Consider the following 15,313-nt stretch of genomic DNA (forward strand, 5'->3'; position numbering starts at 1 on the left):
CGGCGGTCCGGCGTCGGGTCCGACCCGCTGATGGTAGTGCGGTCGACACCTGCGGCCTTCCTCAGGGCGGGCCTGTCATCCGGGCTGTGCCGCTGCCCGCCCATCGCCGGTCGACGCATGATTGGATACATCGGCAGGCACGTCGCGAAGAGGGAGGGCCTGGACATGGCCGAGGAGATCCGCGCCGAGATGGTGGCCAACGTCTGGAAGGTCGTCGCCACCGCGGGTGACACGGTTACCGAGGGTGACACCCTGGTGATCCTCGAGTCGATGAAGATGGAGATCCCGGTCGTCGCCGAGTCCGATGGTGTGCTCCAGCAGCTCGTCGTCAACGAGGGCGACGTCGTGCAGGACGGTGACCTGATCGCCGTGATCGCTTGACCGGGTTGCGGGTCCGTCCGGCCGAGTCGGCCGACTTCCCGGCGGTGGCCCGGCTGACGGTGGCCGCGTACGAGGCGGACGGCCAGCTCAAGGGCGAACACGGGTACGGAGAGGTGCTGGCCGACGTGTCGACCCGAGCTGCCAGCGGCGAGGTGCTGGTCGCGGTCGACGAGGTGACCGGGGCGGTGCTCGGGTCGGTCACGTTCGTGCTGCCGGGCAGCCCGTTCGCCGAGCTGGCCGGGCCGGGCGAGGCGGAGTTCCGGATGCTCGCTGTCGACCCGGGCGCTCAGGGGCGGGGCGTGGGTGCCGCACTGGTCGAGGCGTGTGTCGACCGGGCCACCGGGTTGGGTTGCACCGCGGTGGTGATCTGCGTACGGGCCGGGATGGCCGATCCGGCGCACCGCCTCTACTCGCGGCGCGGCTTCGTCCGTTCGCCGGAGAAGGACTGGTCCCCGCTGCCGGGTGTGGACCTGCTCGGCCTTCGGCTGGAGCTGACGCGCGGCTGAGCCGGCGACCGATCAGCCGCCCGGGCTGCCCGAGGTGGCCGGCGCCGCACTTCCGTCGGGCTCCGCGGCAGCGTCCGCGCCGATCGCGGCCAGCAGCTCGTCGGCCACCTCCAGCGCGAGCCGGCGACGCTCCTCGTTGGTGATGTCCGGTGCCCGTACGGCGAACCAACTGGTGTGTACGGCGAACAGCGACAGTGCGGCGCGCAGTTGGGCGGCGGGGGAGTCGTCGCCCCGGCAGAGCGCGTTGGCGAGCTGCATCATCCGGCCGCGCATCTGCTGGCCGGAGGCGAGGCTCTTGAGCACGGTCTGGTTCTGCTCGAAGAAGCGCATCACCGACGGCTGGTCGCCACCGAACATCGTGTCGGCGTAGCGGGAGATCAGCTCACGCCGGGTCGCCAGAGTGGCCGGCTGCGTCGCGGCCCAGGCGTTGAGGGCGTCCATCCCCTCCAGCCGGTCCTCGACGAAGCTGGCGACGATGTCGTCCTTGCTCTTGAAGTGGTAGTAGAGCGCGGCCTTGGTGACGTTGAGGCGCTCGGCGATTTCCCGGAGCGAGGTCTTCTCGTACCCCTGCTCGGTGAAGAGTTCGAGCGCGACGGCCTTGATCCGTTCCCGCGTTCCGCCGCCTGTGCTCTCGCTCACGCACGCCCTCCAAATGGCTTGACCGTTGCTTGTACCCAACTTACCGTGCGGCTAGTAAGGTGACTAGCCGGGCGGCAAGTAAGTACGGCAATTCTCGGGGGGAGCTTACCCATGACTCAGGCAACCCAGGCCGGCACGCGACCCAACAACATCCGGGTCGTGCTGTTCGGGCTGATGATCGCGATGATGCTCGCGATGCTCGACAATATGATCGTCAGCACCGCGTTACCGCGGATCGTCGGCGAGTTCGGCGGGCTCAACCACTTCACCTGGGTGGTTACCGCGTACGTCCTGGGCACCACCGTCTCCACCCCGATCTGGGGCAAGCTCGGTGACCTCTACGGCCGCAAGTCGGTCTTCCTGACCTCGGTCGTCGTCTTCCTGGTCGGCTCCGCCCTCTGTGGCATGGCCGGCTCCGGGATGCTCGGCGGTCCCGAGGACGGCATGGTCCAGCTCATCGCCTTCCGGGCCGTGCAGGGCCTCGGCGCCGGCGGCCTCATGGTCGGCGTGATGGCGATCATCGGTGACCTGGTCCCGCCCCGCGAGCGCGGGCGCTACCAGGGCATGATCGCCGGCATCATGGCCATCGCCATGGTCGCCGGTCCGCTGGCCGGTGGATTCATCACCGACCACCTCTCCTGGCGCTGGGCGTTCTACGTGAACCTGCCGCTGGGCGGAATCGCGCTGCTCGTGCTGATCACCACCATGCACCTGCCGAAGTACCGCACCGAGCACCGGATCGACTGGCTCGGCGCCGGGCTGCTCTCGGTCGGCATCACCGCGATCGTGCTCATCACCACCTGGGGCGGCAACGAGTACGACTGGACGTCACCGCAGATCCTCGGCCTGGCCGTGCTGGCCGTCGTCGCGTTGGTGGCGTTCGGGCTGGTGGAACGCCGGGTCCAGGAGCCGATCCTGCCGCTGGCGCTCTTCGCCAACCGTAACTTCGCGCTGATCTCGGTGATCGGCTTCCTTCTCGGCTTCGCGATGTTCGGCGCCATGAACTTCCTGCCGCTCTACCAGCAGACCGTGCAGGGGGCGTCCGCCACCAACAGCGGTCTTCTGCTGCTGCCGCTGATGTTCGGCATGCTGGTCGTCTCGCTGGTCATCGGCCGGGCGATCACCCGCAACGGCAGGTACCGGGCGTACCCGATCATCGGTGGTGTGGTGATGACCGCGGGCATGGCGCTGCTGTCCATGCTCGACACCGACACCAGCAAGCTGATGTCCTCGCTCTACATGATCGTGCTCGGCGTCGGCATGGGCTTCCTCATGCAGACGTCGATGCTGATCGCGCAGAACAGCGTGGAGCAGAAGGACCTCGGCGCGGCCAGTGGCGCGGCCACCTTCTTCCGGTCGATCGGCGGTTCGTTCGGCATCTCGCTGTTCGGCGCGATCTTCGCCAACCGGCTGGCCAGCTCCGAGGGCGGTCGGGCCTTCGGTGGTGGCGAGGCCGGCGCCGGGATGGACCTGGAGAAGCTCAAGGAACTGCCCGCCCAGGCGCGCGAGGCGGTGCTCGGTGGTCTCTCCGACGCCATCTCGCACGTCTTCCTCTGGGCGGTGCTGTTCACCATCGTGATCCCGGTGCTCGCCTGGTTCATCAAGGAGATCCCGCTGCGCACCGCGAACGAGGCGCCGCCGCAGGCCACCCCGGAGGAGGACGCCGAGGTCGCCCTCGGCAAGGCCCCGGTCGCCTGACCCGACAGCGCGACACGCGCCGCGTCGACCGTCACGGTCGGCGCGGCGCGCCCCTGCTCAGACGTTGCCAGAGGCGGCGCAGAGGGTTGCGGGGGCGGGGAAGCCGGGGGGAGTGGGTGGCCAGCAGTTCGGTGGCCAGCGCCGCGGTCGCCGGATCCAACTGCGGGGCGGCGAGTGCCAGGTGAGCCAGCGAGGCGGCGATCGGGACCGGTCGGCTCCGCGCCACGGCCGCCGCGTCGGCCAGCCGCTCCGCCACCACCCGCGCCACGTCCGACCGCACCGAGGGGTCCACCCAGGCGGCGGTGACCAGGGCGAACAGCGCCGCCTCGGTGACCCAGTCCTCGACACCCCAGATCAGATCGAGCAGCACCCGACGCCGGGTCGAGCCCTCCCACGGCTCGTCGGTGCGGTGGTGCAGCAGCCCCAGACAGGCCCACACCTGCACCCCACGGACCCAGACCGACGGGTCGTGGGCCGCCAGCAGTCGACCTACCGCGTTGGCCGGCGCCGCCGGCGGGTGCACCAGCAGACCGAGCAGGTCGCCCAGGTCGAGGCCGGCCAGGCCCACCGCCGCGTCGTACGCCGCCGGTGGGTGTGCCCACGCCGGGTGGGCGATCTGTCCGATCCGTTCGACCGCTGTCGCCGAGGGCGCCGCCAGCGCGGGCGTGGGGACCGCGTCCGCGTAGTGCCACAACCGCTGAGCGGTCTCCCGCCGGGGCTCGCGCGGGTCGGGCTCCGGCGCGCCGACGACCTCGATCCGCAGCCCGGGGGCGGTGGAGATCGCCGTCCCGACCGCGCTCGGCGGGGCGGCGGCGGGTAGGCGGACGGCACCGCCGAGACCGTTGTCGTCATCGGCCACCGCCTGGCGCATCGCGTCGACCAGGGGGCCACCGGCCGGGGTGAGTTGGCCGAGCCAGGGCCGACCTCGGCAGCACTGGGCCAGGTCGCCGTGCTCGTGGCTGTCGTCCGGGTGGTCCCGCACGAAGTCGGCGAGCGCGACAAGATGGGCGAGGTCACCGTCGCGCAGGTGCCGCAGGCGGTGGGCGGTGTGCACCGCGCAGTCGAACGACGGATCGCGCGCCAGCGCCCGCTCGGTCCACTCCAGCGCCTCGTCCAGCCGACCGATCTCGGCCAGGGTGCCGGCGATGTCCGCGTAGATCGCCAGGTCGTCGGGGTCCAGCTCGACGGCCCGACCGAGGGCCGCGAGGCCGTCGCGGGTCCGGCCCGAGCTGCGGTACGCGTACCCGAGCCACACCTCGCCCATCTTCGAGGGCTGTGCGCGTACCCCTCGGGTGGCCCAGCGGACCGCCAGCTCGACCTCGCCGAGGCGCCGGGCCAGCGCGGACGCCGCGCCCAGCAGCAGGCCGTGTTCGGGGTGCACGGTGGCCGCGTTGCGGGCCAGCGTGAGGTACGGGGCCAGCGGGGCCCGGCCGATCCGCGGCACCGGGTCGGGCAGTGCGGCGCAGACCTGCATGAGGACGCGGGCGATGTGCTCCGGGTCCAGTCGTTCGGCCAGCTCGGGCGCGGTGACCCAGGGCACGCCGGCCCACTCGGTGCCGGGGGAGTACGACGTGGCCGCGGCCAGCAGCTCCAGCCCTTCGGCGGGGCGGCCGGCGGTGGCGAGGAGGTGGGCGCGGGCGACCACCGCACCGACGAAGGTGTGGTGGTTGATCGGGAAGAGGTCGAGGCCGCCCCCGCCCGTCGCGGCGAGCCGGGCCAGCGTCTCGTGCACCTCCGGGAGCGTGGGGGCCCGTGCCAACGCGCCGGCGAGGTGGCCGGCGGCGTGGTGCAGGTCGCCCTCGTCGAGTGCCAGCCGGGCCAGCGCCAACTCCTCCGTCGCGGAGAGCGCGGGATCGTCCGTTCCCTCGGGCACGTCGTCCTCTCGTGGCAGTTAGACCGGGTGCAACGGGTAAAGCCTAGTTGATATTGAGATCAACTGGTGATCACCTGCGCAGTCCTGCTCGTTCGATTGCTGAGATACGCTTAAAAGTGCAAGACTGAGCAAGAATCGCGCGGCAACCGCGCAGGGGAGGGGTTTCCGTGACACGTGCAGGGGCTGGAATGGCCGCCGACATCGACGAGCAGCCGGCTGGCTACGCGCGCCTGCTCTCCGCTGCCAACGCCGCCGAGATCGCCCGGGTGGCGGCGGTCATCGCGGAACGTCGGCCACGGCACGTGGTCTTCACCGCACGGGGCACCTCCGATCACGCGGCCCTCTACGGGGCCTACCTGACCGAGATCCGGCTCGGCCTGCCCGCCGGGCTGGCCTCGCCCAGCGTCGTCACCCTGTACGGGGCCCGCCCCGACCTCTCCGACGCGCTGGTCGTCGGGGTCAGCCAGAGCGGCGGCTCGCCCGACCTGGCCGAGGTGCTGCGCGCAGCCCGAGCCTCCGGTGCGCTGACCCTCGCGGTGACCAACGCCCCCGACTCGCCGCTGGTCGACGTGGCCGAGCTGAGCGTCGACATCGCCGCCGGGCACGAGCGGGCGGTGGCCGCCACCAAGACGTACACCGCCGAACTGCTCGCCCTGCTGATGCTGGTGGAAGGGATCCGGGCCGGCGACGGCGTGCTCCCGAAGGCCGAACGGGAGGCGCTCGACGCACTGCCCGAGCTGGCCGCCCGCACCCTGGCCGACGGCACCCCGGCCCAGCTCGCCCCGCGCTACCGGTTCGCCCGTCAGCTCGTCACCACCGGCCGGGGGTACGCCTACCCCACCGCCCGGGAGGCCGCGCTGAAGCTGATGGAGACCTCGTACCTGCCGGCGCTCGCCTTCTCCGGCGCCGACCTGCTGCACGGCCCGCTCGCGATGACCGACCCGGAGGTCCCGGTGCTCGCCGTTGTCGGCTCCGGCCCCGGCGGCCGGTCGATGGGTGAGGTGCTGCCCCGCCTCGGCGAACGCCGCGCCGACGTCGTGGTGGTCGGCTCCGCCGACGTGCCGGGCGCCACCCGGCTGGCCGTCCCCGAGGTCGACGAGCGGTACGCCCCGCTGCTGGACATCCTGCCGATGCAGCGGCTGGCGCTGGCCCTGGCGCTCACCCGGGGCGAGGATCCGGACGCGCCGCGCGGGTTGAAGAAGGTCACCGCGACGATGTGAGGCGCGGCGTGGCACCCTGGTCACCGTGTCCACGCTGCGCGACCTCGCCGAGGAGCACACCCATCTCCGTCCGGCCGACATCGACCACCTGCACCGGATCGCCGGCGACTGGCAGCTGCTCTCCGATCTGTCCTTCGCTGACCTGCTGCTCTGGGTGCCGGTAGACGCCGACGGCACGTTCCTCTGCGTCGCCCAGGTGCGCCCGACCACCGCACCGACCGCCTACCAGGACGACCAGGTGGGTCGGATCGTCGGCGGATCGGAGGTGGCCCACCTGGGGGTGGCGTACTCCCAGGGTCGGATCTGGCGCGAGGGCGACCCGGTCTGGTACGGCGACGTGCCGGCCCGGCACGAGGCGATCCCGGTTCGGCTGCGTACCGCCGAGGGGGAGGCCGGCGAGGTGATCGCCGTGGTGGGGCGGGACACCAACCTCTCCACCGCGCGTACGCCCAGCCAACTGGAGCTCAACTACCTCACCACCGCCGACGACCTGGCGCAGATGATCGCGGACGGCACCTTCCCGCCGCCGAGGCATCCGGGCGAGACCACCTCGGCGCCCCGGGTCGGCGACGGCCTGGTCCGGCTCGACGCCGGCGGCAAGGTCACCTATGCCAGCCCGAACGCGCAGTCCGCGTACCGCCGACTGGGCTACGCCTCGCACCTGGTGGGGGAGGACCTGGCCGCGTTGCACCGTCGGCTGGCCGGTGACCCGCTGGACGGCACCGAGGCATCGAACGGCATCCTGGCCGCGCTGCGCGGTGAGGCGCCACCCCGGCGGGAGATCGACGCACGAGGTGCCACGATGCTCACCCGGGCGCTGCCGCTGATGCCGGCCGGGGTGCCGATCGGAGCGTTGGTGCTGGTCCGGGACATCACCGAGGTCCGCCGCCGGGACCGGGCACTGATCACCAAGGACGCCACCATCCGGGAGATCCACCACCGGGTGAAGAACAATCTCCAGACGGTGGCCGCGCTGCTGCGGTTGCAGGCCCGCCGGGTGGCGATGCCGGAGGCCCGGGTCGCGCTTGAGGAATCCGTCCGTCGGGTCGCCTCGATCGCCCTGGTGCACGAGACGCTCTCGATGTCCAGCGACGAGGCGGTGGAGTTCGACGGCATCGTCGACCGGGTGGCCAGCGCGGCGACCGAGGTCGCGGCGACCGAGGTGAGCGTCGGCATGCGCCGGCGGGGCAGCTTCGGCGTACTGCCGGCGGAGATCGCCACCTCGCTGGTGATGGTTCTCAACGAGTTGCTGCTCAACGCCGTCGAGCACGGCTTCCCGCCGGCCGACGAGGCGGACGAGGCTCCGGTACCCGCCGCCTCCGGCATGGTGCCGGTCGCCGCTCCCGAGGTGGACCCGTCGCTGCGGCCCGAGGTGGTGGTCTCCGCGCACCGGTTCCGCAAGATGCTGCACGTCTCGGTGACCGACAACGGGCGCGGCCTCCCCCCGGACTTCGACGCCGAAAGCGGCAGCCGGCTCGGCCTCCAGATCGTCCGAGCCCTGATCACCGGGGAGCTGCGCGGCACCATCGAACTGCGCGCCGGCGCCAACGGTGGCACCGAGGCCATGCTGGTCGTCCCGTTGGCCCGCACCACTCACGACGGCCGCTCGCAGGCCTGACCGCCGCGCCGCCCTCCCCTTCCGCGTGCCTGAGCCAGTGAGGGGCCCGAGCAGCGACGGGCCCGAGGCGGCAACCGGGCTGTGTCAGCGGGTCAGCGGTCGGGGCGGTTGGTCAGCAGGGCGACGGTGAGGCCGGGGCGCTGCCAGACCTGCGTGACGGTGAAGTCCGTGCGCAGCGCGTCGCCCTTGGCGCCGGACACGGCGGCCAGCGGCTCGGCGTGCCGGCCGGAGACGACGAGCCAGACCCGCGTCGTACCGGCGAGGCACTGGGCTGGCTGGGGGCACTCGGCGGCCCACAGATCGCCGCGGCGGACCTCGTCCTCGGTGACCAGCACGTCGCGTGGTGGGTCGCTGAGGTGGTACTCGATGCCGAGATCGAGGAAGAGCCAGCTGTGCCGGGGCGAGTAGACCACCGCGTCCCCCGGGCGTTGGCCGTCGGCGATCACCCGGGCCGCCGCCGCGTAGTCCACCGGCGCGCTGCGTGGCCACTCGTGGGTCCGTCGTAGCGCGGCCTGGTCGGGTAGGCCGAGCAGCCCGGCCAGGACCACCATGACGAGCGCGGCCGGAGCGGCCACGGCGGCCAGCGCCGCGCCCGCCAGCAGGCACGCGAAGGGCACCACGAAGACCAGGTACCGGGGCACCCACAGCGGTACGACAGTGCCGGCGGCGAAGAGCAGCAGTACGGGCAGCAGCACCGCGCCGACCGGCAGCAGCGCGCGTCGCCCGAGTCGGGCCGCGCCCAGCGCCGCGATCCCGACCAGCAGTCCACCGACCACACTGCTCTGGGTGACGCCGCCGGGCAGCGCGGTGAGGTCGTCCAGTCGGGCCAGGTGGACCCAGTTCAACTGCCGGGACTGCTGGGTCCGGGCCTTGACCAGCAGTGGACCGGCCAGCAGCACGACCGGGACCACGGCGACCAGCCACCGCCACACCCGCCGGTCCCGTTCGGCGTCGAGGTGCGCCGAGGCCGCGACGCCGGCTGCGGCCGGGCCGCGCCACCAGGCGATGAGGACGACCAGCGCGTGGGCGGCGAGCACTGTGAGCGCGATCAGGTGGATGAGCCCCAGAGCGGCGACGGCGACGGCGTAACCGGCCCAACGGGCCCAGCTCGGTCGACGCAGCGCGGTCACCAGCAGCAGTGTGGCGAGCACGGCGAGCATGGTGGCCAGCGCGTACGGGCGGGCCTCCTGCCCGTAGCGGGAGGTACCGGGGAGCACCGCGAACAGCAGCCCGGCGAAGAGGCCGCCGCGCCGGTCGACGAGCCGTGCGCCGAGCACGGCGAGCAGCCCGGCGGCCACTGTCATCGCCAACACGGCCGGTACGCGCAGGGCGATCGTGGAGTCGCCGAAGACAGTGGTCCAGACGTGCATCAGCAGGTAGTACGGCCCGGTGGCGGCGTCGATGGTGCCGGCCAGTCGGGCCAGGTCGCCGGGCGACCGGGTGGCCGCGCTCCAGGTCGCCAGCTCGTCGCGCCAGAGCTGGGCGGAGCCCAGCCCGGTGACTGTCACCGCCAGGGTCAACAGCGCCGGGGGGAACCAGACCGGCAGGCGGCGCAGGTGCTCCCACGCCGCCCCGGCCGACCTCTCGGACAATTGCCCCACGGTCCGAGCCTGCCACGGCCACCCCCTCCATGGGCGTCAGCCGGCGGCAGGTGACGGGCGCCAGGCGGGCATCACGTCGTTCGGCCGGGCGGTCTTCGCCGGATCACGCTCCACGAGTTCGTCGAGCACGGCGTCGATCCGGGCCATCAGCTCGTCGTCGAGCCGTACCGTGGCGGCCTCGGCCGTCTCGGCGAGCTGCTCGGGTCGGGACGCGCCGACGATCGCGCCCGCCACGGTCGGCCGGCGCAGCACCCACGCCACCGCCAACTGGGCCATCGTGCAGCCGGCGGCCTCGGCGATCGGTCGGAGCCGGCGTACCCGGGAGAGCAGCAGATCCGAGGAGTAGCGGGCGATGAACGAGCCACCGAAACCGTCGGCGGCCCGGGAACCGGCGGGCGGACGTCGGCCCGGCTCGTACCGACCGGTCAGCACGCCCATCGCGAGCGGCGACCAGGCGAGCTGGCCCAGGCCGAGGTCGGCGCAGGCGGGCGACACCTCGGCCTCCACCACCCGCCACAGCATGGAGTACTGCGGCTGGTTGGCGATGAACGGGATGTGCAGCTCGGCGGCGAGCCGCAGGCCCGCGCGCAGCTGCGGGGCGGTCCACTCGGAGGCGCCGACGTAGAGCACCTTGCCCTGGCGGACCAGGTCGGCGAAGGCGAGCATCGTCTCCTCCAGCGGCACGCTGTCGTCGTACCGGTGCGCCTGATAGAGGTCGACGTAGTCGGTGCCCAGCCGGCTCAGCGAGGCGTGACAGCCCTCGATGATGTGCTTGCGGGAAAGCCCGGCGTCGTTGGCCCCCGGCCCGACCGGCAGGAACACCTTCGTGCACAGCTCGATCGAGCTGCGCCGGACGCCGCTCAGCGCCTTGCCCAACGCCTCCTCGGCCCGCCCCTGGGCGTACCGGTCGGCGGTGTCGAACGTGGTGATGCCCGCGTCCAGCGCGGCGGTCACGCACGCGGCCGCCGCGTCGTCGTCGAGCTGGTTGCCGTGGGTGACCCAGTTGCCGTACGCGACCGCGCTGACGCGCAGGCCCGACCGGCCCAGTTGCCTGTACTCCATGACGAGAATCGTCGGGCCGCCCGGCGCTGTCGCCGAACCGTTCGAACGTGGTCGAATCCGTGGGTGATCGAGGTTCGGTTCTCACCCGACGACCTGAGCCGGGTCCGGTTCGTGCACTCGCCCCTGGCCGAGCTGGTGGCCAGCTCCTGGGCGTTACGCAAGCCCGCGAAGTACTGGATGCACCGTCCGTGGCGGGAGCGCGCGGAGCGACTGCTGCCGGATGCCGGTCTGGAACCGCTGCTGGCGGTGCTCAGGTCGTCCAACGGTTACGTGCCGGATTTCCTCACCCCGATCGGAGTGGCACCGAACCTGGCCGCCGAGCTGCGGGCGGTCGCCGGCACCGACCCGTCCCGGATGCGCCGGCAACTGGAGCGGGCCGGCGCACCCCGGCTGGCCCCGGACGAGTTGGTCGCGCAACTCCACAGGTACTTCACAGTGCTGATCGCACCGGACTGGCCCCGGCTGCGGGCGCTCGCACTGGCCGACATCCGGCGGCGGACGCTGCTCGCCGCCGAGCAGGGCGGGCGCACCCTGCTGCGCGAGGTGCACCCGTTGATCCGGTGGGACGGCGCGGCGCTGCGGGTCGCCGTCGGCACGACCCGGCCGGCCGACCTGGACGGGCGGCCGTGGACGCTGCTGCCCACCGCGTTCTCCGGCCCGACGGTGCACGCCATCATGGAGGGCGACGCCGGTCCCGCCCTCTGCTATCCGCCGACCGGACTGGGCGGGCTGTGGGATTCGCCGCCGCCCAGCGCGGCGCTCGGCGCCCTGCTCGGCGGTACCCGGGCGGCGGCGCTCTCCCTGCTCGACTCGCCGCTGAGCACCGGTGAGGTGGCCGCGATGCTGGGTCTCGCGCCAGCCACGGCGTCGCACCACCTCACCACGCTGCGGGACAACGGCCTGATCGCCGGCGTACGACAGGGGAGGGTGGTGCGTTATGCCCGAACTATCCTCGGTGACCAGCTGGTCGGCTGACCCCCGGCCCGTGATGTGGGATCCAGCACGTGGACATTGGCCGGCCCCCATGGGGTGTGGCAGCATGGGGCCCATGACCGCCGCAGTCGTCCGCCGCTTCGTGGCACGTCGCCACGTCGATTACGGCCGCGTGCGCAGCGCGATCTGTCCGGCCTACTGACGACGCCCGACCATTCTGTCTCGGGCGCGCTCCGCGCCGGCTGTCTGAAGACACCGTTGTCCCGCCCGCTTCGCCGGGCCGGCCGCCGCGCCCCGCGTATCCCGAGGCACAGCAGACAACGGAGGACGCCGCGATGGCGGTCAGCAGCATCCCGGCCCGTTCCGAGGACCCGACGGCTCGCCCGACCCGAGCGCCGCGCCGGCCACGGGGTGAGGGTCAGTGGGCGCTCGGCCACCGCGAGCCGCTCAACCCCAACGAGCGGATCAAGAAGGACGACGACCCGCTCAACGTCCGGGCCCGCATCGAGACCATCTACGCGCACCGCGGCTTCGCCTCCATCGACCCGCAGGACCTGCGGGGCCGGTTCCGTTGGTGGGGCCTCTACACGCAGCGCAAGGCGGGCATCGACGGTGGGCGCACCGCCGTGCTGGAGCCGCACGAGCTGGAGGACGAGTTCTTCATGCTCCGGGTCCGCATCGACGGCGGGCAGCTCAGCCTGGCCCAGCTGCGGGTGATCGCGGACATCTCCCGGGAGTTCGCGCGGGACACCGCCGACATCACCGACCGGCAGAACATCCAGTACCACTGGATCCGGGTCGAGGACATGCCGGAGATCTGGCGTCGACTGGAGTCGGTCGGTCTGCAGACCACCGAGGCGTGCGGCGACTGCCCGCGAATCGTGCTGGGCAGCCCGGTCGCCGGGGTGGCCCGCGACGAGCTGCTCGACCCGACCCCGGCGATCGACGAGATCGTCTCCCGGTACGTCGGCGACAAGCAGTTCTCCAACCTGCCCCGCAAGTTCAAGACGTCGATCTCCTGGCTGGTGGACACCCCGTACGAGTCCAACGACATCGCCTTCCTCGGTGTCGACCACCCGGAGCACGGGCCCGGCTTCGACGTCTGGGTCGGCGGCGGCCTCTCCACCAACCCGATGCTGGCCAAGCGGCTCGGCGTCTGGGTGCCGCTGGCCGAGGTGCCGGACGTGTGGGCCGGGGTGGTCGGGATCTTCCGCGACTACGGCTACCGCCGACTGCGCAACCGGGCCCGGTTGAAGTTCCTGGTGGCCGACTGGGGCGTGGAGCGCTTCCGCGAGGTCCTGGAGAAGGACTACCTCGGTCGTACGCTGCTCGACGGCCCGGCGCCGGTCCTGCCGTCGAAGCCGGTCGACCATGTGGGCGTGCACGAGCAGGCCGACGGGCGGCACTACGTGGGCGCCGCTCCGGTGGTCGGACGGGTCTCCGGCGCGCAGCTCAGCCAACTGGCCGACGTGGTCGAGGCGCACGGCAGCGACCGGGTGCGGCTCACCCCGTACCAGAAGCTGCTGGTGCTCGACGTGCCGTCGGAGCGGACGGAGTCGCTGGTCGACGCGCTGCGCGGGATCGGTCTGGAGGCCCGGCCGTCGGCCTGGCGGCGCGGCACGATGGCGTGCACCGGCATCGAGTACTGCAAGCTCGCCATCGTCGAGACGAAGGCCCGCGGCGAGGAGTTGGTGGCCCGGCTGGAGCAGCGGCTGCGCGACTTCGACGCGGACATCTCGATCCACATCAACGGCTGCCCGAACGCGTGCGCACGCACCCAGGTGGCCGACATCGGGCTCAAGGGTCAACTGGTGGTCGGCCCGGACGGCCGGCAGGTCGAGGGTTTCCAGGTGCACCTGGGCGGCGGGCTGGGCATGGCCCAGGGGCAGACCGCCGGTTTCGGTCGCAAGCTGCGCGGCCTGAAGACCACCGCCGACGAACTTCCGGAGTACGTGGAACGGCTGGCCCGTCGCTACCTGGCCGGTCGGAGCGAGGGCGAGACGTTCGCCAACTGGGTGATCAGAGTCGACGAGGAGGAACTGCGGTGAGCAGCGAGAACCGAGCGGCACCTCTGTACTGCCCGTACTGCGGCGAGGAGGACCTGCGGCCGCACGAGGCGGGTCACGGCGCCTGGGAGTGCCACGCCTGCACCCGGGTCTTCTCGGTGAAGTTCACCGGGTTGCTGAGTCGGGCGGTGACCTCATGAGTCTCGTCTCGGCCGCGAGCCTGCGCCTGGTGGGCCCGGGCGGCTCGACGCCGGCCGACCCGGCCCGGCGCGACCCGGAGGAGCTGCGGGCCCTGGCCGAGCAGGCCGCTCGGGACCTGGAGGGCGCCCCGGCACTGGAGATCGCCCGCTGGGCGGCGCAGACCTTCGGGGAGCGGTTCTGTGTGACCAGTTCGATGGCCGACGCCGTGCTGGCGCACCTGGTCTCCCGGGTGGCCCCCGGGGTGGACGTGGTCTTCCTCGACACCGGCCTGCACTTCCCCGAGACGCTGCGGGTACGCGACGAGGTCGCCCGGACGCTGCCGGTGAACGTCAGGTCGATCCGGCCTCGGCTCACCGTCGGTCAGCAGGACGGCCAGTACGGCCCTCGGCTGTTCAACAAGTCGCCGGACGACTGCTGCCAGTTGCGCAAGGTGGAGCCGCTGGAGCGGGCGCTGACCGGGTACGACGCCTGGGCTGCCGGTCTGCGCCGGGATGAGTCGCCGACCCGGGCGAACACGCCGGTGGTGACCTTCGACGCGCGTCGGGGCAAGGTCAAGGTCAACCCGATCGCGGCCTGGTCGCAGAAGGATGTGGACTCCTACATCGCCCGTTTCAACGTGCCGGTCAACGAGCTGTTCAAGCAGGGTTACGGATCGATCGGCTGCTGGCCGTGCACCCGCCGTACGAAGGCCGGCGAGGACGCGCGGGCCGGCCGGTGGGCCATGTTCGAGAAGACCGAGTGCGGGCTGCACGTCTGACCTCCCCAGCGGCGACCCTGACCGGCCCCGGTTCGGCCGGCGGGGCGGCCCCGGTGGTGCTGGTCGCGCACGGCAGCCGTGACCCACGGGCGGCCGATGCCACCCGGGCACTGGCTCGGGCGGTGTCGGCGGCCCGGCCGGGCACACCGGTGTGGGCGAGTTGGCTGGACCACACCGAGCCGGGGCCGACCGAGGTGCTGCGCGACCTGGCCGTGGCCGGTCATCGCCGGGCGGTGCTGGTGCCTCTGCTGCTGACCGCCGCCTACCACCATCGGGTGGACATTCCGGCGGCGGTCGCTGCGGCGGCGCGGTCCGGGCCACCGCTGTCGGTACGGGTGACCGATGTGCTCGGCCCGGCGGACGACACGCCCGATCCTGCGCTGCTGGCCGGGCTGTGCCGGCGGCTGGGTGAGACGCGTCCGGGCCGCTTCGACGCGTTGGTGCTGGCCGCGGCGGGCACCCGGGACGCGCGGGCGCGACGATCGGTGGGCCGGGTCGCCGATGCGCTCGGCGTGGAGTTCGGGGTGCCCTGCCGGGTGGCGTACGCGTCGGCGGCTCCACCGGCGGCCGGTGTGGCGGTGTCCCGGCTGCGGGCGTCCGGCGCGCGCCGGGTCGCGGTGTCCGCGTACTTCCTGGCACCGGGGCTGTTCCACGACGCGGTGACCGAGGCGGCCGGGGCGGCGGGTGCGGTGGCGGTCGCCGCGCCGCTGACCGACGCACCGGAGCTGGTCGAGCTGGTGCTGCGTCGGGTCGACGACCGGCCCGTGCTGGCGTCTACGGGCTGATACCCGTGCCGGCACGGTGTGATCCGGTGCCGG

At 72.7% G+C, this 15,313-nt stretch carries 14 protein-coding genes; 10 read left to right on the forward strand and 4 right to left on the reverse strand.

What is annotated here, in order from left to right:
• The first annotated feature begins 159 nt into the window (after positions 1–159).
• Both ABTW72_RS13600 and ABTW72_RS13605 read left to right on the forward strand, forming a co-directional pair.
• Positions 160–381: a biotin/lipoyl-binding carrier protein gene (locus ABTW72_RS13600; protein ID WP_181518367.1), complete on the forward strand. Its 222-nt coding sequence runs from the start codon at positions 160–162 to the stop codon at positions 379–381.
• Positions 378–887, forward strand: a complete 510-nt coding sequence (locus ABTW72_RS13605; RefSeq protein ID WP_350858278.1) for a GNAT family N-acetyltransferase — start codon at positions 378–380, stop codon at positions 885–887. The genes ABTW72_RS13600 and ABTW72_RS13605 overlap by 4 nt, the downstream gene beginning before the upstream one ends.
• A 12-nt stretch (positions 888–899) precedes the next feature.
• On the opposite strand, the gene ABTW72_RS13610 is transcribed toward ABTW72_RS13605, so the two are convergent.
• The gene (locus ABTW72_RS13610) at positions 900–1,526 is read right to left on the reverse strand and encodes a TetR/AcrR family transcriptional regulator (RefSeq protein ID WP_350858281.1); all 627 of its coding nucleotides are present in this window, start codon (positions 1,524–1,526) and stop codon (positions 900–902) included.
• Positions 1,527–1,637: 111 nt separating this feature from the next.
• Here ABTW72_RS13610 and ABTW72_RS13615 point away from each other — a divergent pair, with 111 nt between their 5' ends.
• Positions 1,638–3,224 carry an MDR family MFS transporter gene (locus ABTW72_RS13615; protein WP_091406083.1) on the forward strand — a complete coding sequence of 529 codons (1,587 nt, stop codon included), beginning with the start codon at positions 1,638–1,640 and terminating at the stop codon, positions 3,222–3,224.
• A gap of 31 nt (positions 3,225–3,255) precedes the next feature.
• Here ABTW72_RS13615 and ABTW72_RS13620 read toward each other — a convergent pair whose 3' ends face one another.
• Positions 3,256–5,097 (reverse strand): tetratricopeptide repeat protein, encoded by a 1,842-nt coding sequence (locus tag ABTW72_RS13620; protein WP_350858284.1) that lies wholly within the window; start codon positions 5,095–5,097, stop codon positions 3,256–3,258.
• A 188-nt stretch (positions 5,098–5,285) separates the two neighbouring features.
• Here ABTW72_RS13620 and ABTW72_RS13625 point away from each other — a divergent pair, with 188 nt between their 5' ends.
• Together ABTW72_RS13625 and ABTW72_RS13630 are read left to right on the forward strand one after the other, a co-directional pair.
• On the forward strand, positions 5,286–6,317 hold the full coding sequence (locus ABTW72_RS13625; protein WP_112583670.1) for an SIS domain-containing protein: 1,032 nt from the start codon (positions 5,286–5,288) through the stop codon (positions 6,315–6,317).
• Between the two features lie 25 nt (positions 6,318–6,342).
• Complete coding sequence (locus ABTW72_RS13630; RefSeq protein ID WP_350858287.1) at positions 6,343–7,935, forward strand: histidine kinase N-terminal domain-containing protein; 1,593 nt, start codon at positions 6,343–6,345, stop codon at positions 7,933–7,935.
• A 92-nt stretch (positions 7,936–8,027) separates the two neighbouring features.
• Here the strand turns inward: ABTW72_RS13630 and ABTW72_RS13635 are convergent, their stop codons facing one another.
• Together ABTW72_RS13635 and ABTW72_RS13640 are read right to left on the reverse strand one after the other, a co-directional pair.
• The gene (locus ABTW72_RS13635) at positions 8,028–9,536 is read right to left on the reverse strand and encodes a glycosyltransferase family 39 protein (RefSeq protein WP_350858290.1); all 1,509 of its coding nucleotides are present in this window, start codon (positions 9,534–9,536) and stop codon (positions 8,028–8,030) included.
• A 36-nt stretch (positions 9,537–9,572) separates the two neighbouring features.
• Entirely contained in the window at positions 9,573–10,598 is a 1,026-nt protein-coding gene (locus tag ABTW72_RS13640) for an aldo/keto reductase family protein (protein ID WP_350858293.1), read from the reverse strand.
• A gap of 63 nt (positions 10,599–10,661) precedes the next feature.
• Between ABTW72_RS13640 and ABTW72_RS13645 the strand changes: the two genes are divergently transcribed.
• The 5 genes from ABTW72_RS13645 (at position 10,662) to ABTW72_RS13665 (ending at position 15,280) form a co-directional block, all read left to right on the forward strand.
• On the forward strand, positions 10,662–11,573 hold the full coding sequence (locus tag ABTW72_RS13645) for an ArsR/SmtB family transcription factor (protein WP_350858296.1): 912 nt from the start codon (positions 10,662–10,664) through the stop codon (positions 11,571–11,573).
• 293 nt (positions 11,574–11,866) lie between these two features.
• Entirely contained in the window at positions 11,867–13,579 is a 1,713-nt protein-coding gene (locus ABTW72_RS13650; protein WP_124853893.1) for a nitrite/sulfite reductase, read from the forward strand.
• The gene (locus ABTW72_RS13655) at positions 13,576–13,737 is read left to right on the forward strand and encodes a hypothetical protein (protein ID WP_165435836.1); all 162 of its coding nucleotides are present in this window, start codon (positions 13,576–13,578) and stop codon (positions 13,735–13,737) included. The genes ABTW72_RS13650 and ABTW72_RS13655 overlap by 4 nt, the downstream gene beginning before the upstream one ends.
• The gene (locus ABTW72_RS13660) at positions 13,734–14,495 is read left to right on the forward strand and encodes a phosphoadenylyl-sulfate reductase (RefSeq protein ID WP_350858299.1); all 762 of its coding nucleotides are present in this window, start codon (positions 13,734–13,736) and stop codon (positions 14,493–14,495) included. Before ABTW72_RS13655 ends, ABTW72_RS13660 begins: the two co-directional genes overlap by 4 nt.
• Entirely contained in the window at positions 14,477–15,280 is an 804-nt protein-coding gene (locus ABTW72_RS13665) for a sirohydrochlorin chelatase (protein ID WP_502892196.1), read from the forward strand. The genes ABTW72_RS13660 and ABTW72_RS13665 overlap by 19 nt, the downstream gene beginning before the upstream one ends.
• The last annotated feature ends 33 nt before the right edge of the window (positions 15,281–15,313 follow it).

This window comes from Micromonospora sp. NPDC127501 (assembly GCF_040302185.1).
Taxonomy (GTDB): Bacteria; Actinomycetota; Actinomycetes; order Mycobacteriales; family Micromonosporaceae; genus Micromonospora.